The organism is Tenacibaculum aquaeponti, from assembly GCF_052084715.1.
In the GTDB taxonomy this organism is placed as follows: domain Bacteria; phylum Bacteroidota; class Bacteroidia; order Flavobacteriales; family Flavobacteriaceae; genus Polaribacter.
This window is the reverse complement of the sequence record NZ_CP197288.1, coordinates 319,784-339,257: the sequence shown is the minus strand read 5'-3', so window position 1 is coordinate 339,257 and position 19,474 is coordinate 319,784. Positions and strand designations below refer to the sequence as shown.

The 19,474-nt window shown below is 28.9% G+C and carries 18 protein-coding genes; 6 read left to right on the top strand and 12 right to left on the bottom strand.

Features of this window, described 5'->3' with window-relative positions; genetic code table 11:
- The first annotated feature begins 18 nt into the window (after positions 1-18).
- Both pepT and lysA read left to right on the top strand, forming a co-directional pair.
- Positions 19-1,257, top strand: a complete 1,239-nt coding sequence (gene pepT / locus ACSIGC_RS01610; protein WP_442266433.1) for a peptidase T — start codon at positions 19-21, stop codon at positions 1,255-1,257.
- A 276-nt stretch (positions 1,258-1,533) separates the two neighbouring features.
- Positions 1,534-2,736, top strand: a complete 1,203-nt coding sequence (gene lysA, locus ACSIGC_RS01605; RefSeq protein WP_442266432.1) for a diaminopimelate decarboxylase — start codon at positions 1,534-1,536, stop codon at positions 2,734-2,736.
- 243 nt (positions 2,737-2,979) lie between these two features.
- On the opposite strand, the gene rplI is transcribed toward lysA, so the two are convergent.
- Genes rplI through rpsF form a run of 3 tightly spaced genes read right to left on the bottom strand, consistent with a single transcriptional unit; the run spans position 2,980 to position 4,089 of the window.
- Complete coding sequence (gene rplI, locus ACSIGC_RS01600; RefSeq protein ID WP_442266431.1) at positions 2,980-3,429, bottom strand: 50S ribosomal protein L9; 450 nt, start codon at positions 3,427-3,429, stop codon at positions 2,980-2,982.
- 15 nt (positions 3,430-3,444) lie between these two features.
- Entirely contained in the window at positions 3,445-3,744 is a 300-nt protein-coding gene (gene rpsR / locus ACSIGC_RS01595) for a 30S ribosomal protein S18 (protein WP_173862380.1), read from the bottom strand.
- A 3-nt stretch (positions 3,745-3,747) separates the two neighbouring features.
- Positions 3,748-4,089, bottom strand: a complete 342-nt coding sequence (gene rpsF, locus ACSIGC_RS01590; protein ID WP_442266430.1) for a 30S ribosomal protein S6 — start codon at positions 4,087-4,089, stop codon at positions 3,748-3,750.
- Between the two features lie 120 nt (positions 4,090-4,209).
- Between rpsF and ACSIGC_RS01585 the strand changes: the two genes are divergently transcribed.
- Positions 4,210-5,094: a sterol desaturase family protein gene (locus ACSIGC_RS01585; RefSeq protein ID WP_442266429.1), complete on the top strand. Its 885-nt coding sequence runs from the start codon at positions 4,210-4,212 to the stop codon at positions 5,092-5,094.
- 28 nt (positions 5,095-5,122) lie between these two features.
- Here the strand turns inward: ACSIGC_RS01585 and ACSIGC_RS01580 are convergent, their stop codons facing one another.
- From ACSIGC_RS01580 to mqo, 5 genes are all read right to left on the bottom strand, one after another.
- Positions 5,123-6,199 carry a hypothetical protein gene (locus tag ACSIGC_RS01580; RefSeq protein ID WP_442266428.1) on the bottom strand — a complete coding sequence of 359 codons (1,077 nt, stop codon included), beginning with the start codon at positions 6,197-6,199 and terminating at the stop codon, positions 5,123-5,125.
- Positions 6,200-6,269: 70 nt separating this feature from the next.
- A complete protein-coding gene (locus ACSIGC_RS01575) occupies positions 6,270-7,079 on the bottom strand; it encodes a hypothetical protein (RefSeq protein WP_442266427.1) in 810 nt (269 codons plus the stop codon).
- Positions 7,066-7,626, bottom strand: coding sequence for an RNA polymerase sigma factor (locus tag ACSIGC_RS01570; protein ID WP_442266426.1), 561 nt, complete (start codon positions 7,624-7,626; stop codon positions 7,066-7,068). Before ACSIGC_RS01570 ends, ACSIGC_RS01575 begins: the two co-directional genes overlap by 14 nt.
- Before the next feature lie 368 nt (positions 7,627-7,994).
- On the bottom strand, positions 7,995-9,434 hold the full coding sequence (locus tag ACSIGC_RS01565) for a TPM domain-containing protein (protein WP_442266425.1): 1,440 nt from the start codon (positions 9,432-9,434) through the stop codon (positions 7,995-7,997).
- Between the two features lie 15 nt (positions 9,435-9,449).
- Positions 9,450-10,925 (bottom strand): malate dehydrogenase (quinone), encoded by a 1,476-nt coding sequence (mqo, locus tag ACSIGC_RS01560; protein WP_442266424.1) that lies wholly within the window; start codon positions 10,923-10,925, stop codon positions 9,450-9,452.
- A gap of 147 nt (positions 10,926-11,072) precedes the next feature.
- On the opposite strand from mqo, the gene ACSIGC_RS01555 reads away from it, so the two are divergent.
- On the top strand, positions 11,073-12,071 hold the full coding sequence (locus ACSIGC_RS01555) for a hypothetical protein (protein WP_442266423.1): 999 nt from the start codon (positions 11,073-11,075) through the stop codon (positions 12,069-12,071).
- A gap of 23 nt (positions 12,072-12,094) precedes the next feature.
- Here ACSIGC_RS01555 and ACSIGC_RS01550 read toward each other — a convergent pair whose 3' ends face one another.
- Together ACSIGC_RS01550 and priA are read right to left on the bottom strand one after the other, a co-directional pair.
- Entirely contained in the window at positions 12,095-12,781 is a 687-nt protein-coding gene (locus ACSIGC_RS01550) for a hypothetical protein (protein ID WP_442266422.1), read from the bottom strand.
- A 12-nt stretch (positions 12,782-12,793) separates the two neighbouring features.
- Complete coding sequence (gene priA, locus ACSIGC_RS01545; protein WP_442267738.1) at positions 12,794-15,217, bottom strand: replication restart helicase PriA; 2,424 nt, start codon at positions 15,215-15,217, stop codon at positions 12,794-12,796.
- A gap of 89 nt (positions 15,218-15,306) precedes the next feature.
- Here priA and ACSIGC_RS01540 point away from each other — a divergent pair, with 89 nt between their 5' ends.
- Both ACSIGC_RS01540 and ACSIGC_RS01535 read left to right on the top strand, forming a co-directional pair.
- Entirely contained in the window at positions 15,307-16,161 is an 855-nt protein-coding gene (locus tag ACSIGC_RS01540; RefSeq protein WP_442266421.1) for an alpha/beta fold hydrolase, read from the top strand.
- Between the two features lie 89 nt (positions 16,162-16,250).
- Positions 16,251-16,433: a hypothetical protein gene (locus ACSIGC_RS01535; RefSeq protein WP_299677828.1), complete on the top strand. Its 183-nt coding sequence runs from the start codon at positions 16,251-16,253 to the stop codon at positions 16,431-16,433.
- Between the two features lie 48 nt (positions 16,434-16,481).
- On the opposite strand, the gene recG is transcribed toward ACSIGC_RS01535, so the two are convergent.
- Together recG and ACSIGC_RS01525 are read right to left on the bottom strand one after the other, a co-directional pair.
- Entirely contained in the window at positions 16,482-18,587 is a 2,106-nt protein-coding gene (recG, locus tag ACSIGC_RS01530) for an ATP-dependent DNA helicase RecG (RefSeq protein WP_442266420.1), read from the bottom strand.
- A 327-nt stretch (positions 18,588-18,914) separates the two neighbouring features.
- Positions 18,915-19,424 (bottom strand): SH3 domain-containing protein, encoded by a 510-nt coding sequence (locus ACSIGC_RS01525; RefSeq protein ID WP_442266419.1) that lies wholly within the window; start codon positions 19,422-19,424, stop codon positions 18,915-18,917.
- Positions 19,425-19,474: the final 50 nt, after the last annotated feature.

The following is a 19,474-nucleotide window of genomic DNA, read 5'->3' as shown; positions in this document are numbered from 1 at the left end:
AAAACAAACAAAACATAAATGAACAAACAAAACATAATTAATAGATTTATTAAATACGTGACAATTGATACTGAATCTGACCCTACAAATCCTGCTTTTCCAAGTACTGAAAAACAATGGGATTTAGCTAGATTATTAGAAAAGGAATTAATCAGTATTGGAATGAAAGATGTAGAATTGGATGAAAATTGTTACTTAATGGCTACGTTACCAAGTAATATTGATTATGAAGTACCAACAATTGGTTTTGTTGCACATATAGACACAAGTCCTGATTATACTGGAGCAAATGTAAAACCTCAAATTCATGAGAATTATAATGGTGAAGATATTGTTTTAAATCAAAAAGAGAATATTGTTTTATCGCCTTCGTATTTTGAAGATTTATTACAATATAAAGGTCAAACCTTAATTACAACAGATGGTACAACTTTATTAGGAGCAGACGATAAAGCTGGAGTTACAGAAATTGTAACAGCGATGGAGTATTTAATTCAACATCCAGAAATTAAACATGGAAAAATCAGAATTTGTTTTACTCCAGATGAAGAAGTTGGAAAAGGAGCTCACAAATTTGATGTAGAAAAGTTTGGAGCAAAATGGGCATACACAATGGACGGAAGCCAAATCGGTGAATTAGAATATGAAAACTTCAATGCTGCAGGTGCAGTTGTTACTATAGAAGGAAAAATTGTTCATCCTGGTTACGCTAAAGGAAAAATGGTGAATTCTATGACTATTGCCAGTCAATTCATCAACACTTTACCTGAAAATGAAGTTCCAGAACAAACTACAGGTTACGAAGGTTTTTTCCATTTACACACAATGGAAGGCAAAGTTGAGCAAACAGTTTTAAAATACATTATTAGAGATCATGACATGGAACTTTTTCAGCAAAGAAAAGAAACTATGATATCTGTTGCTGAAAAAATTAATAATGAACTTGGCAAAGAAGCAATTAAAGTAGTGATTAAAGATCAATATTTTAATATGCGTGAAAAGGTTGAACCTGTAATGTATATCGTAGATATTGCTGAAGAAGTAATGAAAGATTTAAATATTACACCATTAATTAAACCTATTAGAGGAGGAACCGATGGTTCTCAATTATCTTATATGGGACTTCCTTGTCCAAATATATTTGCAGGCGGGCATAATTTTCATGGTAGATACGAATATGTTCCTGTTGAATCTATGATTAAAGCTTCAGAAGTTATTGTTGGTATAGCGGAAAAAGTTTCAGTGAAGTTTAAATAGAAAATTTACTACATATTATAAAATGAAAAAACTCTGGTGAAGAAATACCAGAGTTTTTAATTAACCTCCTATTAAAATCAAATATATGAAAACACTCCCATCAATTTTGATTTCGATACAAAGATAATATTATTTTTTACCAAAAACCAAAGAAAAATTGCAATTTGTAATAAAAAAATGTAATTTTTTCACATAATAGGCTATTGTGTTATATTCTCACATTCAATTTTTTTTAAATTTTTATATCAATACATTTGAAAAAAATTAATTTTAAAAATGGAGAACAATTTACTATTAGATTTAGCAAAAAAGCATGGAAGTCCTTTATATGTGTATGATACAGAAAAGATTATAAGTCAATACAAAAGAATAACAAAAGCTTTTTCTAAGGTAAAGAATGTAAAAATTAATTACGCAACTAAGGCATTATCTAATGTTAATATACTAAAGGTATTTAATAAATTAGGAAGTGGATTAGATACTGTATCTATTCAAGAAGTTAAACTAGGTTTATTAGCTGGATTTGAGCCAAAAGACATTATTTACACTCCAAATGGTGTTTCTTTAAAAGAAATTGAAGATGTAGCAAAGCTTGGAGTACAAATAAATATCGATAATTTATCTATTCTAGAATTATTCGGTCAAAAACACCCAAACATTCCGGTTTGTATTAGAATAAACCCTCATGTAATGGCAGGTGGAAACTCTAAAATTTCTGTTGGACATATCGATTCGAAATTTGGAATTTCAATACATCAGGTTCCACATATAAAAAGAGTAGTAGAAAACACAGGCATGCATATAAATGGTATTCATATGCATACAGGTTCTGACATTCTAGATGTAGATACTTTTTTAATGGCTACTGAAATTCTTTTCAACACTGCTAAAGAATTTAAAAATATTGAGTTTATTGATTTTGGCAGTGGATTTAAAGTTCCTTACAAAGAAGGTGACATTGCTACAAATATTGAAGATTTAGGAAAACATTTATCGAAAAGGTTTAATGATTTCTGTAAAGAATACGGAAGAGATTTAACCTTAATGTTTGAACCTGGAAAGTTTTTAGTGAGTCAAGCAGGATATTTCTTAGCTACAGTAAATGTTATTAAACAAACTACTTCTACTGTATTTGCAGGAATTGATAGTGGTTTAAATCACCTTATCCGTCCTATGTTTTATAACTCGTACCACTTTATAGAAAACTTATCTAATCCAAAAGGAAGAGAACGTTTTTATAGTATTGTAGGATATATATGTGAAACAGATACTTTTGGTACAAACCGAAGAATTAATGAAATTAGAGAGGATGATATTTTATGTTTCCATAATGCTGGAGCATATTGTTTCTCTATGGCATCCAATTATAATTCTCGATACAGACCTGCAGAAGTTATGATTCATGAAGGTAAGGATTATTTAATACGAAAAAGAGAAACTTTTGAAGATATTATGAGAAACCAAGAAATAGTAATCTAACTTATAAAAAAACTCCGACTTTCGTCGGAGTTTTTATTTCTTATATAATTAAATAATCCCCTAAATAAATTATATAAAAGTATATGCATTGGCAATTTGCAAATTATTTAAGGTTTTTAAACAGGAAAAAACCTGTTTCTAAATAGGGAAAACCGCAATTAAAATTACGGTTTTCCACATTATATCATAAAAAAACACACTCATTGAGTGTGTTTTTATTTTTTTAAAGTTAAATTTCTGAAATTATTTTTCAGCTACTACTTCAAATGTAATATCTACAACTACTGATCTATGTAAACGAACAGCTGCGTTATATTTACCTAATCTTTTTACATTACCTCCGGTAACTTTGATAAATTTCTTTTCAATCTCAGTACCTTCTTTAGCTAAAGCATCAGCTACATCAGCATTATTTACAGATCCAAATAATTTATCTCCACTTCCTACTTTAGAGGCAATCTTTAATTCGTAACCTTTAATAGTTTCTGCTATTTTGTTAGCATCTTCTACTAATTTAGCTTCTTTAAAAGCACGTTGCTTTAAATTTTCTGCTAATACTTTCTTAGCTGAAGAAGTAGCTAAAACTGCATATCCTTGAGGTATTAGGTAGTTACGTCCATAACCATTCTTAACAGTTACAACATCATCTTTAAAACCTAAATTTTCTACGTCTTGTCTTAATATCAATTCCATTGTTCTACTTCTTTTTTATTTTAACATATCACCAACGTATGGCATTAAAGCTAAGTGACGAGCTCTTTTAATAGCTTGTGCTACTTTACGTTGATATTTTAATGAAGTTCCTGTTAAACGTCTTGGTAAAATCTTACCTTGCTCGTTTACTAAGTACATTAAGAAATCAGCATCTTTATAATCGATGTACTTGATACCGTTTTTCTTAAAACGACAGTATTTAGCTTCTTTTTTAGTTTCAATGTCAAGTGGAGTTAAGTAACGTACTTCCCCCTGCTTGTTTCCTTTTGCTTGTTGTTCAATTGATGACATAATTGATTACTTTTTTGCAGATTTAACTCTTTGTCTTCTCTTCTCAGCCCAAGCAGCAGCGTGCTTGTCTAACTTTACAGTTAAGTAACGCATGATACTATCGTCACGTCTAAACTCTAATTCAAATGGAGAAATTACTTCACCAGCTGATTTAAATTCGAATAAATGATAGAAACCACTTTTCTTCTTTTGGATAGGGTAAGCTAATTTTTTTAAGCCCCAATCTTCTTTGTGGATCATTTCTGCACCTTTTGAAACTAAATAGTCCTCGAACTTTTTTACTGTTTCCTTTATCTGACCTTCAGATAAAACGGGATTCAAAATGAAAACAGTTTCGTAATGATTCATAATTAAATGTTTAAATTAATTTTTAAAGCGTGCAAATATAACATTTATATATCTAATAATTGAATAATAAAAACAAATATTTTTCTTTTTAGTATATTCACAAAAAATAAACCCTAAATTATGACAATTCCTGAAATGCCAGAGTTAATTCATTATGCAATTCCATTTTTTGTAATTACAGTAATTATTGAAGCCATTTTAACTGTAAAAGTGAAACTTGATAATTATGAGTTTAAAGATGCTTACACTTCCATTTTAATGGGATTAGGTAATGTTTTTATTGGTTTATTTACTAAAGGAGTTATACTCACTATCTTTTTACTTTTATATAAGTATCGGTTTTTCACCATCCCTTTTTCTTGGTGGGCTTGGGTTATTTTACTTTTTGCTGAAGATTTTGTGTACTATTGGAATCATCGAATTGCACATGAAAGTAGATTATTTTGGGCAAGCCATGTAGTTCATCATTCTTCTCAAAAATATAATTTAAGTACAGCTTTACGTCAAACTTGGACAGGAAGTTTTTATACTTTTATTTTTTGGCTTCCTTTAATAATTATTGGTTTTCATCCTGTAATGGTTATGGTTCAAATGAGTATTAGCTTATTATATCAATATTGGATTCATACTGAATTAATACAGAAAATGCCTAATTGGTTTGAAGCCATTTTTAACACCCCTAGTCATCATAGAGTTCATCACGCAACAAATCCCCAATACTTAGATAGAAATCATGCTGGTATTTTTATTATTTGGGACAAAATCTTTGGAACTTTTGAACCTGAAGTAGAAAAACCTATTTATGGTTTAGTTAAAAATATTAATACCTATAATCCTATTAAAATTGCTTTTATTGAATGGTATCATATGCTTTCCGATGTATTTAAAAGTAAAACTTCTGTAAGAAAAAGACTATTATATTTTTTTAAACCTCCTGGATGGAAACATGATGGTACAGGAATCTTATCTGATGATTTAAGAGCAGAATGGGAAAAGAAAAAGTAGCGGACAATACCGCTACTTTTAATAAAGTTTAGTCGATATCGAAACGAACTCCTAAAGATATGTTTCGTGTATTTGTATTTTTAAATAGTGGATTTAAATCATATTTCACATACAATCCATACCATTTGTATGATAAATAACCACTTAAACCATAATTTAAAGTATTCGTGTTAAACGGATCTTTTTGAACTTCTTCAATCTCAATACCATTACTATTTTCATACTCTAAATATTGTCTTGTTCCTAATTTAAATCCAAAGAAACCTCCTAATCCTAAACGAATTCCTTCGTTGGTTCTATCCTTCACAAAACCATCATCATATTTTTTATGTTTTGAAAAATCAAATTCTAAATGCATTGGAAAAATCATTTGTACATGACGCAATCTACTTTCTGAAAGTTTATCAGAAAAAGTTACTAAATTAGTTTGGTCTCCATTTACTTCATGAATTTGGTTATTATCTGCTCGTAAATTGTTCCATAAAAAAGAAAGACCGTATTTAAAATATGTTTTAGATGGTTCTTTTGAAAGCCTAGTTTTTAAAGAAAATCCTATTTCGTAAAAACGTGATTGCCAAAATTTATATTCAGAATTATTAATAGAACCTAGGTTATGATTTTCAATTACATTATTTGCTCCCATAGCTAAAACTATTTGACTTGTGGTTCTTTTATTCCTTTTTCTATGTCTCTTAACTCTTCGCTCTCCTACAGAAGCATTACTAATACCTATACCTCTATCAAAAATTTGAAAATTGAAAACATAATCATTAAAATCTGCATCATCACTAACTATTTTACCATTAGTTTTATCTTGTACTAATTGTTGTAGTTTTAATTCTTCTTTACTAACTCTGTTCTCTATATTTGACGCGTGTAACTCTGCTACTTCTTTTTTTAATTGTTTCGCTTTTTCTTCTGTAATTTCTCCTTTACTTAATCTTTTATTAATAGCTTTTACTTTTTTCTTTAAGCTATCTTTTTCTTGTTTCGTAATTTTCTCTATTTCAATTGAAATTTTCTTTACTTCTTTTTCAAAAGTTTTTTCTTGAGATTGGGCATAAGTAGTACATAGAAGTACTAATATTAGTAGTATTCTTTTCATTTTTTAAGTTTTAAATTAAACGTGATTTAAGGTTTGGTAAGTCTAATTATCGATAATTATTTTATAATTTCTATTTATTATTTCTTTCTGCAATTGCTACAATAACTTCTGATAGTTTTGATTTGAATTTATCCATGAAATTTTCTTGATAATAAGATTCATCTATAGCACTTTCTACTTCGGCTAAAATTATTTCTGGGTCAATTTTCAAATTAGATTTTAGTAACTTATATTTTACTGTATCTATAATATCATTTCTGTTTATTTTGTATTTAGCATAATATTCTTTTACTTCCTCTGGGTTATGAGTAACAGCATATAATAAATCATCTGCATTTACATATATTCTTTTAGTAGCTGGTATTACTGTTTTTATTTTTTGATTTATAACTGAATCTTTTACTGTTTTTTGTTTCTGAGCTAATAATTTATCTTCTGAAATTTCAGTTTTAATAAAATTTACTTTATCATTAAATTCTTTCTTTAGTAATTCTGTTTTACTTGTGATTTTAACTTTAGTTTTATGAGTTTGTTTCTTTATACCTTCATCTTTTTTTGCTAAAACCACTGGTTTAAACTCTTCTTTTGAACTTTTTTTCTGGAATATATCGTTATCGACTTTTTTTTCTGTTTTAGTAATTATTTCCTGTTTAGGAAAATCGATTGAATTATTAATATCATCTTTCAAGAAAAACATCCCTAATGATATTAGAAGTAAAATACTAGCTACATAACTTAAAAGAACCATTTTGTTCTTACGCTTAGACTGATCAACTTCATCTAGCTGATTACTTAACCTTTCCCAAGCAGAACCAGAAGGTGATAATCTTCTATTTTTAAGCTTTTCGGCTATTTGTTTGTCAAAATTATCTGTCTGCATCTTTAATTCTATTCATTTTAATATAATTAGCTTGTAACCATTTACGAGCTTTAAATAACTGCGATTTAGAAGTACTTTCTGAAATAGATAACTTCTTAGCTATTTCGTGATGTTTGTAACCTTCTATTGCGTACAAATTGAAAACCATTTTATAACCATCTGGTAAGGCGTCAATTAATCTCTGAATATCTTCTACTGATGTATTTTCAATGTTATGAGTAACCATATCATTAAACTGATATTCTTCATCTGTAAATTCTAAGTGATTTTTCTTTCTTAAATAACTAATACAAGTATTCACCATTATTTTTCTAATCCAACCTTCAAAGCTTCCTTCGTTTTTAAATTTCTCTAAATTTTTAAAAACTTTTAAAAAACCTTGTAACATTAAATCTTCTGCATGATGAATATCTTTTACATATTGCCTACATACACTAAGCATAACAGGAGCGTGTTCTTTAAATATTTGCTCTTGAGCTTCACGATCTCCTTTAATCGCTTTTTTACGTTGCTGTTGTGATTTTGTATGTAAAGAAATTATTTTCAATTCACTGTTTTTGTCCTCTTACAAATATATAGACTACATAGTTTTGAAAAAGGTTGCCTGAATAAAACATAAAACCTCCTAAATTTATGTTTAGAAGGTTTAAAGCTACATACACAAGATGTAAATCGGGGGAAAGAAAGTACTTTATATTTAGATTTATTTACATTTTAAATTTACGAATTAAAGATATTCTTTAAAAGAGGAAAAACACCTTTTTAAATCATTGTTTTACAATGTATTACAATTTTAAAAAATTAAACAATCCAACACAAAACAACCACAAAAAAACATAAAAAACTCATTTACAGAACATTAAAAATTAAACAAAAAAGACTTAATCAGTTCTTTTTATTATTAAGAATAGTTTTTTACCAACTAACACCAGCTCCTCCACCTCCAGAACTTCCACCTCCCCAACTTGAAGAAGATGATGAACTACTACTCCAACTACTTCCTCCTGAAGAATAGCTGCTAGACGACTGAGATCTTACCTTTTGGGGAATTGTTATTATCACGGAATCTGTATAATGACAATTTCTACATAAATATATTTCTTCTTTTTTTCCTGCTCTTTCATAGGTCGCACTTCGAATAATTCTTGTACTAGAACGCCCATAAGTTTTATAACCACATTCTTTACAATCGGAATACTTTCTACTGGAACCTTCGTATTCTAAGACCATCACATCAGATTCGTCTTCTGTAACCCATACATCATACTCTGCGGCATCTAATTTTTCTTCTAAAATTTCACCTTCTTTCAAAAATTCATTTTCTGCCCAAGCATTTAACAATTCCATTTTCTGCCCATTAACTCTGCTAAATCTTGGAGCATAACGATACTCTTTTAATTTCTTTTTTCTGGTAGTGTATCTAAAATACGCATATATTGGAAAAAACATCCCTAAAAACAATGATAAACAACCTAAAGCTCCTCTGGTTGTGTTTTTTAATTCATTATACTTATCATAATAATCTTCTTTACTATTATCTATAATCGCTATTTTCTCCTTCATTCGTTGAAAAAGCACTCCATTTAAACTTGCATAAACTAGTATTAATATTAATAATGGTAAGTATGTTAGGAAAATTTTATACGGAGATGGCTCTTTAGAATCTAAGTATTGATCATAAACAGAACTTAAAGACGAATTTCTCTTTTCAGGATAACTAATGTTTTGAGAATATACTTCTTCTATATTTTTAGGATCCTCAATTATTTGCTTTACTTTATTAGAAGCCGCAATTAAACCTAATCCAAATTCTCCTTTTTTAAAGTTAGGTATTATTTCATCTGTTCCAATTCTATGGCAAATTAAATCCGTTAAAATTGGTTCTAAACCATAACCGACTTCAAACTCTGTTCTTCGTTGATCTATAACAGTTAATATTAACAACCCATTGTCTTTATCAGCTTGACCAATACCCCATTTTTCAAATAGTTTTACTGCAAAATCTTTAGGAATTTCATTTCCGATACTTTTTAAAATTACAACTGCAACTTGAGCTGTAGAATTCTCTTCCAACTCCCAAAGAATCGAGTTGATCTTATATTCTTCAGATGGATTGATGTAATTATTAGGATCTGACACAAATCCATTTGAACTGCCTTTTTTGGGGTCTGGAACATTATCAACTTTATAAACACTTATGTTTTCATACTTGGGACTTATAAATGTTGATGGTGGTATTTGTTGCTCTACAATGCTATCTTGTTCATAAAAATGAAATGAATTATTAGCTTTTGTTATACCGTGAAACAAAACAAAACATAACACCAATAATAGTTTAGACAAATTAGCTTTCATAACAAACAGTTTGGTTTATAGATTTAAGATTGTATTTACTCTTTTTAACTCACTTTTAAAAAATACTTCTTCAACTTCTTTATTATAAAAAGGAACTACTTTACTTAATAGGTCTTTATTTTCTTGATTTTGTAACAATTCAGGAAAAGCTTTTTCTAATACTTCAAACATGATAGCTGTTGCTGTTGATGCTCCTGGAGATGCGCCCAACAAACAAGTAATACTTCCATCTTTACTACTAATTACTTCAGTTCCGAATCGTAACTGACCTCCTTCGAATTCATCTTTCTTAATAATTTGAACACGCTGACCTGCTTTTACAACATCCCAGTCTTCACTTTTTGCATTCTTCATAAACTTGCGAAGCGACTCTATTCGGTCTTCTTTATTCATTAATACTTGATGAACTAAATACTTTGTTAGTGGTAAATTGTGCCAAAAAGCACCTAGCATTGGTGAAATATTATCAAACTGAATCGATTTAAATAAATCTAAATTCGATCCTTCTTTTAAAAACTTTGGACTAAAGCCAGCAAATGGACCAAATAATAATGACTTTTTTCCGTCGATGTATCTTGTATCTAAATGTGGTGTAGACATTGGCGGGTCTCCAATTCCTGCTTTACTGTATACTTTTGCGTTATGCTGATTAATAATTTCTTCATTATTGCAAACTAACCACTCTCCACTAACAGGAAAACCACCGTAACCTTCTTTCTCTTCTATCTCTATTTTTTGCAGTAATAATAAACTTCCACCTCCAGCTCCAATAAAAACATGTTTTGCTTCTATATTATGTATCTCATCTGTTTTTGTGTTTTTTGTTGCTACAGTCCAATCTAAATCTGTATCTGGATCAACATCTAAAACTTCTTGGTTACAATATACTGGTGTATCAAACTTTTCTTCTAAAACTTTAAAAAGTACTTTAGTTAATGCTCCGTAGTTTACTTCTGTTCCCCTATCCATTCGAGAAGCGGCCATAATCTCTTCCTCTCCTCTATCATTCATAATTAATGGAAACCACTTTTCCATTTCTGCAATATCTCTAGTGAAACTAATATTATCGAACATAAAGTGTTCTTTATAAGCTTTGAATCTTTTTTCTAGATAATCACTATTCTCTTTACCTGTAACCCAACTATGATGTTTTACTGGCATTACAAAATCATTAGGATTATCTATGTATCCATTCTTTGTTAAATATGCCCAAAACTGTTTAGAAATTTCAAATTGAGTACAAATACGAATTGCTTTTTCCATAGCTATGGATCCATCTTCCTTTTCTGGACAATAATTTAGTTCACATAAAGCTGCATGTCCAGTTCCTGCATTATTCCACGCTGCTGAACTCTCCAAAGCAACTCCATCTAAACGTTCAAGAATTAGTATTTTTAATTTAGGATCTAATAATTTAGCTAATAAAGCTAAATTTGCACTCATTATACCACCTCCAATACAAATTAAATCATACTCTTTTTCGAAATTCATTGATTTTATTTTAGATTTGAAGTAAATATATTTAGAATAAACTCTTTTAAAAAAATTACCATGATAAAAAACACTGATTATTATGCTTTTTGTAATCTTTTCAAAACTGACTTAAAATTTCATTAAACTAAAAAAATTAAAAAAACTATGATTAAAAAATTTTTAAAGTCTGAAAAACAGAAGAACAACTTCTTATATATACTTCGTCTTATCTGTAGATATTATATTGCTTTTCAGATGTTTTCCTATGCTTTTGGTAAAATACTTAAAAGTCAATTCGATTTAGGTTTATCTTACCTTGGGGATACCTCTATAAACCAATTTAATGGTTTCATGCTAACTTGGAATTACTATGGATACTCAAGAACCTATGGATTAATAATAGCTTTTACTCAAATTATCGCTGCTTTTTTACTTTTATTTAGAAAAACCGAACGTGCTGGAGTTATTTTATTTTTAAGTTTTATGATAAATATCTTATTAGTAGATATTTTTTATGATATTCAAGGAGCACTTTCTATGGCTATTAGATTAAGTATAATGGGAGTTTTCTTGTTACTATCGGATTGGAATGGTTTTAAAACATATTTCTTAAAGTTTAAAATTAACACGCCTTTATTTCCTTCTATATTACCTAAAAAAATTAAAAATTTATATTGGATAAAATTCTTAATTATTGGCGGAATGATTTTTTATGGATACAACTACATTTCTAATATTAAAAAGAATTTTTTAGTTGAAAAGGAAATCTTCGGAATTTACAAAGCAGTACCTGAAAATTTTAATGAACGATATTTTAGAGTTTATTTTGATTATGATTATAGATTAAAAATTAAAGATTTTAACGATAATATTTATTATGGTAACTTTTCTATTGATTCTTTAAAAAAATCGGTAATCTTAAAAGCTAAATGTTACACTGAAACAGGCTACTTCTTAGTTAAAGACAGTTTAAATAAATTGAACTTACCAAAAGATAGTACTAAAGCAATAAAAAAAGAAATTACTGATTATTACAATAAAAAAAGAAATAGCGAATCTTATAATGTAACTTTTGACTTTAATTTAAAAAACGATACTTTAATTTTAACAAATAAAGAAACAAGTTTTAAATTGGTTAATATTACAGATAAATACAAGCATTAAAAGCAAAAGCGTAGAAATAAATTCTACGCTTTTATATTTTTTTTCTTAAAGAATTCTATTATTAACTCTTCACTATCTCCAATAACTTTATCTGTATCTAAATCTCCAGTAGAACCTAAGCCTGTTGCTTCAAATAAAGTTCCAACAATTTTAGAGTTGGTTTCTTCTTTTGTTTTTCTCCAACATTCTCTAAGTAAATTTTCTACCAAAGTATCTATACCTAATTCATTTGTTGAAATATCTTCTTCTTCCTTAAATTCTGAATAATCTACTTCTAATGCATCTAATAACTGCAATAGTAAGTGTTCTAATTCATTTAATTCAAACTCTAAATCTAACTCTAATCGATCTTGTACTAAACTTTCTTTATGAAACGATCCTTCAGGTTCACAAGCAACAAAAATCTGATCCCAAATGTACACATGATAATACATCTGAACTACTTTTACATCTTCAGGCCCTGCGTTCTTTTCATAATCAAAATCAGCTAACTGAATTCTTTTACAAAAAGAATTGATTTCTTTTCTAAATGAATCTAAAATCATTTTATCAAAAAAATAATCTCTTAAATCCCAAATCAACCAATCATAATACATATCAATTAATGCAGATCCTTTAACAAAACTCTTCGTTTTATTAAAAGCTTCTTCACTTACAGGTAAATCAATTACCTTTTCTTCTTTATTAAGATTTACATATTGGAATTTCATAGCATTTATGATTTAATAAGCATCAACATCTAAAATAAAACGAATAGGACGAAATTCTTTAACTGCTTCAAACGTAGTTCTTATTCTTTGAATCTCTTGTTTCGTTTTTAGTAATGATTGTTTCGGAGGAATTTTTATCACTAAATTTTTTATATACTGATTTCGTACTCTAGAAACTGAAGGAGCTGTTGGACCTAAAACATTTTCTCTGAATACGTTCTGTAAGGATTTTGCTAACCAATTTATACCATCGTTTACTCTAACATAATCTCTATGTTTTAAAGTTATCTTGATTAAACGATAGTAAGGAGGATAATGATATTGCCAACGATCTTGCAATTGTTCTTTATACATTTCCTCATAATTATTTGTAGAAACTTGCTGTAAAATTTGATGATAAGGATTATAGGTTTGTATAGCTACCAATCCTTGTTTTTGATATCTTCCTGCTCTACCAGCAACCTGAACCATTAATTGAAAAGCTCTTTCATGCGCTCTAAAATCAGGGAAATTCAACATTGTATCAGCACTTAAAACACCAACTAAAGTCACGTTTTTAAAATCTAAACCTTTAGACAACATTTGAGTTCCTACTAAAACATCTATCTCCTGGGCATCAAAAGCCTCTATAATTTTCTGATAACCAAATTTTCCTCTAGTTGTATCAGAGTCCATTCTTCCAATATTATGATTTGGAAAAAGTTCTTTTAATTCAAGTTCTATTTGCTCTGTTCCGAAACCTTTCGTGTCTAATGTAGAACTACCGCAAGCTCCACAACTGGTTGGCATAGCTCTTTGATAATGACAATAATGACACTTTAATTGATTGTTGTACTTGTGATATGTTAAACTAACATCACAATTCGGACACTGAGGTGAATTCCCACAAGTTGTACATTCAACAATTGGTGAATATCCTCTTCTATTTTGAAACAGAATTACTTGTTCTTTCTCCTCTAAAGCTTCATTAATTAATTGAATCAATCGATCAGAAAAATGTCCAACCATTTCTCTTCGCTTTCTTTTTTCCTTTACATCAATCAATTCTATTTTAGGCATCAAAACATTTCCGTGTCGTCTTGTTAAATTGACCAATCCATATTTTCCTTCTAAAGCATTAAATTTAGATTCGATAGAAGGTGTTGCTGAACCCAAAAGAACTTTTGCTTTATGAATTTTACCTAAAACAATAGCTGAATCTCTAGCATTATACCTTGGTGATGGTTCAAATTGTTTGTAAGAAACTTCATGTTCTTCATCAACAACGATTAATCCTAAATTAGAAAAAGGAAGAAAAACAGTTGATCGAGCTCCTAAAATAATTTGTGCTTTTGTTTTTTGGTTAAGTGTATTATTCCAAACTTCAACTCTTTCATTCACTGAATATTTAGAATGAAAAACAGAAATTTGATTTCCGAAATAATTCTGTAAACGCGTAATGATTTGGGTAGTAAGAGCAATTTCAGGCAACATAAATAATACTTGTTTCCCTTCAGCTAAAACTTCTTTAATCAATTTTGTATACACTTCTGTTTTTCCAGAACTTGTTACTCCGTGTAATAATGTAATATCGTTGTCCTTAAAAGATTCTTTAATGTTAAATAATGCTTTTTCTTGAAATTCATTAAGATCTTTTAACGGGTTTTCATCTCCTTTAAACTGAACTCTATCTGTTTGAATATGATAAAATTCAAAAATCTCTTTATCTACTAAAGATTTTAATATTTGACTAGAAACTCCTGATCTCTCTTGTAAAGTTTTAGCCTTAATAGGTTTTTTATCTGTTTTTAATTGAAAAAAGGTTAAAACAGCATCTCTTTGTTTTTTTGCACGAGATAATTCTGATAATAAAGCTTGCAAACCTTCTTCATGTTCGTAAACTTTATTAAGCCTCACATATTTGATTAACTTAGGTTTGTATGTTTCGTAAATTTCCTCTTTTACATACAATACAGATTTGTCTATTAATTGGTTTATAACGGGGAATACTTTTTTTCGATCTAATATCGCCGTTATTTCATGAATTGTTAACTGTGATTGACGTTGTAAAGCTTCATAAATCAAGTATTCTTCATCATTTAAAACATCAATATTGGTAAATGTTTCATTTTTATGAATTACAGTTTCACTTTCCAAAAGAAATGCAGAAGGAACAGCTGCTCTGTATACATCTCCTAAAGAACACATGTAATATTGTGAAATCCATTGCCAATGTTTTAACTGTCTTTCATTTACAATAGGTTTTTCATCTAAAATTTGATGAATCTCTTTAGCCTCGTAAAGTTCTGGAGGATTTTGATGGATATTAAAAACTAAAGCTGCGTACATTTTAGTTTTACCAAAAGATACAGCAACTCGCATTCCTTTTTCAAGGAAACTTGCCTCTTCTTTAGTTACCGAATACATAAATGTTTTTTGTATTGGTATAGGTAATATGACGTCTATAAAATAAATAAGAGAAAGATTTTATTATATCAAAACTAAGCAAAATTCACTACATTGTTTATATATTTTTAAATAAGATTATGACTTCAAATGAGTGGGTAAAAAAAGGTGAATTTAGAACTGTTTTTAATCATAAAATTTTCACTGTAGATGCTGGTGAAAAAGACAAACCAATATTAGTTATTTTGCATGGTTATCCGACTTCATCTTATGATTATTATAAAGTTTTAAATCAACTTACTAAAAAATACAGAGTGATTGTTCACGATCATTTGGGTTATGGTTTCTCTGATAAACCAAAAGAGTATTCTTATTCTTTAATTGAACAAGCTGATGTTGCCTTAGCATTATGGAAACAACTTGGTGTTTCTAAATTCACTTTACTTGCTCATGATTATGGAACTAGTATAGCTACAGAAATAATTGCTCGTCTTAATAAAAAACAAATTGATGTAACTATTGAAGAATTCATTTTATGCAATGGAAGCGTACATATTGAACTTTCGCAACTACGATTGATTCAAAAGTTATTAAAAAATAAACTTACTGGTAAACATGTTGCTAAACTATCTAACGAGTACATTTTTTCTAAAAACATACGAAATGTTTATTTCGACAAGAAAAAAGTAACCAACGAAGAACTCAAAGAAATGTGGATACAACTTACTCATAATGATGGTAAAGCTGTAATTCATAAATTATCCAACTACATTAATGAACGTTATTTTTTCTGGCATAGATGGATCGGTGCTTTAAAAACAACGACTATACCAACTAAAATAGTTTGGCCTAAAAATGATCCTGTTGCAGTTTACAAAATGGCTGAATTGCTTCATAAAGAAATACAAAATAACACATTATATACTCTTAATAATTCAGGGCATTTCCCTATGCTTGAAACTCCAAAAGAATGGGTATCCTATGTATTATCATGATAATAATTCAAATATAAATCTAATTATCAATTCATTAAGTTTTGTATATTAGTTGTTCATAAAATTATTTAACCAAAAAACCTTCTATTATGTTAAAAAACTTAGGAAAAAAATTAACGAAAGAACAGCAAAAAAGTATCAATGGTGGTTACACAAACATTTTTTGTAACACGCATAGAGATTGTTGGGAAAGTATACCTTACGCTTTTCCTGGAGACTTTTCTTGTGTAAAAAGATATGGTTCTTTTTACGGAACTTGTGTTCCTAACTAAAAAACATAAAAGAGTATGATTAGCTCCGCCTATTGGCGGAGTTTTTTATTAACTTATATTACTCCAAATCCCACTGGTACGTTGTAAAGATATAAGTCGTTTTAATATCAAAGCGTTTTCTTCTTTTTTTAGCCCCGGATCGTCATTTAATATTTTTATTGCACATTGTCGAGCATTATATAAAATCGGACTATCTTTTACGACATCTGCTATTTTTAAATTAAGAACACCACTTTGTTGTGTTCCCATGATATTTCCCGGTCCTCTTAATTTTAAATCAACTTCAGCAATTTTAAATCCATCAGAAGTTTCCACCATAGTTTTAATTCTAGTTTTAGCATCAGAAGACAATTTTACTCCTGTTAATAAAATACAATAACTCTGTTCTGCTCCTCTACCTACTCTACCTCGCAACTGATGCAATTGACTTAAACCAAAACGCTCAGAACTTTCTATAACCATTACAGATGCATTTGGAACATTTACACCAACTTCAATAACAGTCGTAGCGACCATAATTTGAGTTTCTTTTCTTAAGAAACGTTCCATTTCATAATCTTTGTCCGCTGGTTTCATCTGCCCATGTACAATACTAATTTGATACTTTGGTGACGGAAATTCTCGGACAATACTTTCGTAACCATCCATTAAATCTTTATAATCCATAGCCTGTGACTCTTGAATTAATGGATAAACAACATACACTTGTCTTCCTTTTTCTATTTCATCTTTTAAAAATCGAAATACTCCTAAACGATGACTATCGTATCGATGTACTGTTTTTACAGCCTTTCTTCCTGGAGGTAATTCATCTATTACAGAAACATCTAAATCTCCATAAACAGACATTGCTAATGTTCTAGGAATTGGAGTTGCAGTCATCACTAAAACATGCGGTGGAACTCCTTCAATCTCACTTTTTTTCCAAAGTTTACTTCTTTGTGCAACACCAAATCGATGTTGTTCATCTATAATTGCTAATCCTAATTTTTTAAATTGAACTTTATCTTCTAAAATAGCATGTGTTCCTATTAGAATATGGAGTGATCCATTTTCTAAACCTTCATGAATCTCTCTTCGTTTTTTTGTTTTAGTAGATCCTGTTAATAACTCAACATTGATCGTAGTATTAGCAAGTAACTCTTTTATTCCATTGTAATGCTGATTTGCCAAAATTTCTGTCGGAGCCATTATTGTAGCTTGATAACCATTATCAATTGCTAATAACATCACTAAAAGCCCAACTATAGTTTTACCCGATCCAACATCTCCTTGTAAGAGACGATTCATTTGTGCACCAGTTCCTGTATCTTTTCTAATCTCTTTTAATACTCTTTTTTGAGCATTTGTCAAATCAAAAGGTAAATGATTATTATAAAAGGTATTAAACTGCTCTCCTACATTTTCAAAAACATAACCTTTAATTCTAGATTTATTGATTAGTTTTTTTACTAACAACTGTAATTGAATATAAAACAGTTCTTCAAATTTTAATCGATATTGTGCTTTTGCTAATAATTCTTGACTTTTAGGAAAATGTATATTAAGAATCGATTCTTTTTTATGTAATAACTGATTTTCAGTTCTAAAATCAGTTGTAAATGTTTCTTCTATACTATCAAAAGATTGTTGTAATAAATTTTGAATCATGGTTCTCATGACTTTATTACTAATACCTTTATTTGATAATTTCTCGGTAGAAGGATAAACAGGTTGCATTGCCATTTGTATCTTACTTTTATATTCAGATACTAGTTCCAATTCAGGATGCGCCATGTTTGCAGTTCCTTTGAACCAGTTTAATTTTCCATAAATTACATAAGGTGTATTTACTTTTAAACTGTCTTTAATCCATTTTACACCTTTAAACCAAACTAATTCCATTGTACCAGTTGCATCAGCAAATGTTGCAACTAATCTACTTCCTCTTTTCTGCTTTACAGTTTTAATTCCAGTAATTTTACCAACGATTTGAACCTCGGAACTATTTTGTTCTAACTGGTTAATTGTATAAAACTGAGTTTTATCAATATAACGATTTGGAAATAAGTGCAAAAAATCATTACAAGTCCTTATTCCTAACTCTGAATACAGCAGTTCTGCCCTTGCAACGCTAACTCCCTTAATATATGTAACTGGTTGATTTAAGTTCATTCAATGATTAAAAATTAATGATCTTTTTTGTCTTCAATCTCAAATTTAATTTCTTCTCCTTCCCAATCAAAAGCACAAGATTCAACAGTCTTTTTAATGTAATCTTTTTTATAATCAATAGTTTCACCTACTTCTCTAATAAAAACAATTTTATCTTCTATCCCTTCTTTATCATTTGGAAAAACTATTTTTTCCTCGAACCAAGAACCTCCATCAGCAAAACTAGAAAAAGCAACACCTTTTTTTAAACTTCCATCATTAAACCAATAAACTCCACCACCATCTACTCCGCAAGCTTCTGCTATAGCATCTACTAAAAAGATAGACTTAATATTTTTTCAATCCTTTATTTCCAAATACTCTAATTTTAAAAGTTGTTGCACTTCCTAAAAAACTTGAATTTTCTTCATATTTATTAGTTTCTTTATTAAATAACCTAACTACAACTTTATCATTTTTGTTTTTATCTTTTCTAATAGACACTAAATAAAGGTCAGTATCATAAACTTTATAATCTAAAGACAATAAACTTTCATATACATACCCTTCTATGTTTTTATATTTAACTTTATACCATTCCCAAACTATTTCATTATCAGGTATTGGTTTTTCATCTTCTATTCCAGAACTTAAAACTGTAACTTCTTCTCCAATTTTTAAAGTCTTTAGAACTTTAGCATTCATATTTGGTTCTTCTCTTAAACGAACATTATCACCAAATAACATTACAGTTTCATTAATTTTAAAACGTTCACCATACACTCCTATATACTTTCCTTCTTGAGAAAAAACATTTAGTACACTAAACAAAACGAATAAATAATTCAGCACTTTCATAGACAAAGTTTTAAGTTTTTACACGAAAATACAAAAACCCAATAAATCGT

Excerpts from the sequence above, each read along its gene's own strand:
- pepT (WP_442266433.1), top strand. The coding sequence starts at position 19 with ATGAACAAACAAAACATAATTAATAGATTTATTAAATACGTGACAATT.
- lysA (WP_442266432.1), top strand. The coding sequence starts at position 1,534 with ATGGAGAACAATTTACTATTAGATTTAGCAAAAAAGCATGGAAGTCCT.
- rplI (WP_442266431.1), bottom strand. The coding sequence starts at position 3,429 with ATGGAATTGATATTAAGACAAGACGTAGAAAATTTAGGTTTTAAAGAT.
- rpsF (WP_442266430.1), bottom strand. The coding sequence starts at position 4,089 with ATGAATCATTACGAAACTGTTTTCATTTTGAATCCCGTTTTATCTGAA.
- ACSIGC_RS01585 (WP_442266429.1), top strand. The coding sequence starts at position 4,210 with ATGACAATTCCTGAAATGCCAGAGTTAATTCATTATGCAATTCCATTT.
- ACSIGC_RS01580 (WP_442266428.1), bottom strand. The coding sequence starts at position 6,199 with ATGAAAAGAATACTACTAATATTAGTACTTCTATGTACTACTTATGCC.
- ACSIGC_RS01575 (WP_442266427.1), bottom strand. The coding sequence starts at position 7,079 with ATGCAGACAGATAATTTTGACAAACAAATAGCCGAAAAGCTTAAAAAT.
- ACSIGC_RS01565 (WP_442266425.1), bottom strand. The coding sequence starts at position 9,434 with ATGAAAGCTAATTTGTCTAAACTATTATTGGTGTTATGTTTTGTTTTG.
- mqo (WP_442266424.1), bottom strand. The coding sequence starts at position 10,925 with ATGAATTTCGAAAAAGAGTATGATTTAATTTGTATTGGAGGTGGTATA.
- ACSIGC_RS01555 (WP_442266423.1), top strand. The coding sequence starts at position 11,073 with ATGATTAAAAAATTTTTAAAGTCTGAAAAACAGAAGAACAACTTCTTA.
- ACSIGC_RS01550 (WP_442266422.1), bottom strand. The coding sequence starts at position 12,781 with ATGAAATTCCAATATGTAAATCTTAATAAAGAAGAAAAGGTAATTGAT.
- ACSIGC_RS01540 (WP_442266421.1), top strand. The coding sequence starts at position 15,307 with ATGACTTCAAATGAGTGGGTAAAAAAAGGTGAATTTAGAACTGTTTTT.
- ACSIGC_RS01535 (WP_299677828.1), top strand. The coding sequence starts at position 16,251 with ATGTTAAAAAACTTAGGAAAAAAATTAACGAAAGAACAGCAAAAAAGT.
- recG (WP_442266420.1), bottom strand. The coding sequence starts at position 18,587 with ATGAACTTAAATCAACCAGTTACATATATTAAGGGAGTTAGCGTTGCA.
- ACSIGC_RS01525 (WP_442266419.1), bottom strand. The coding sequence starts at position 19,424 with ATGAAAGTGCTGAATTATTTATTCGTTTTGTTTAGTGTACTAAATGTT.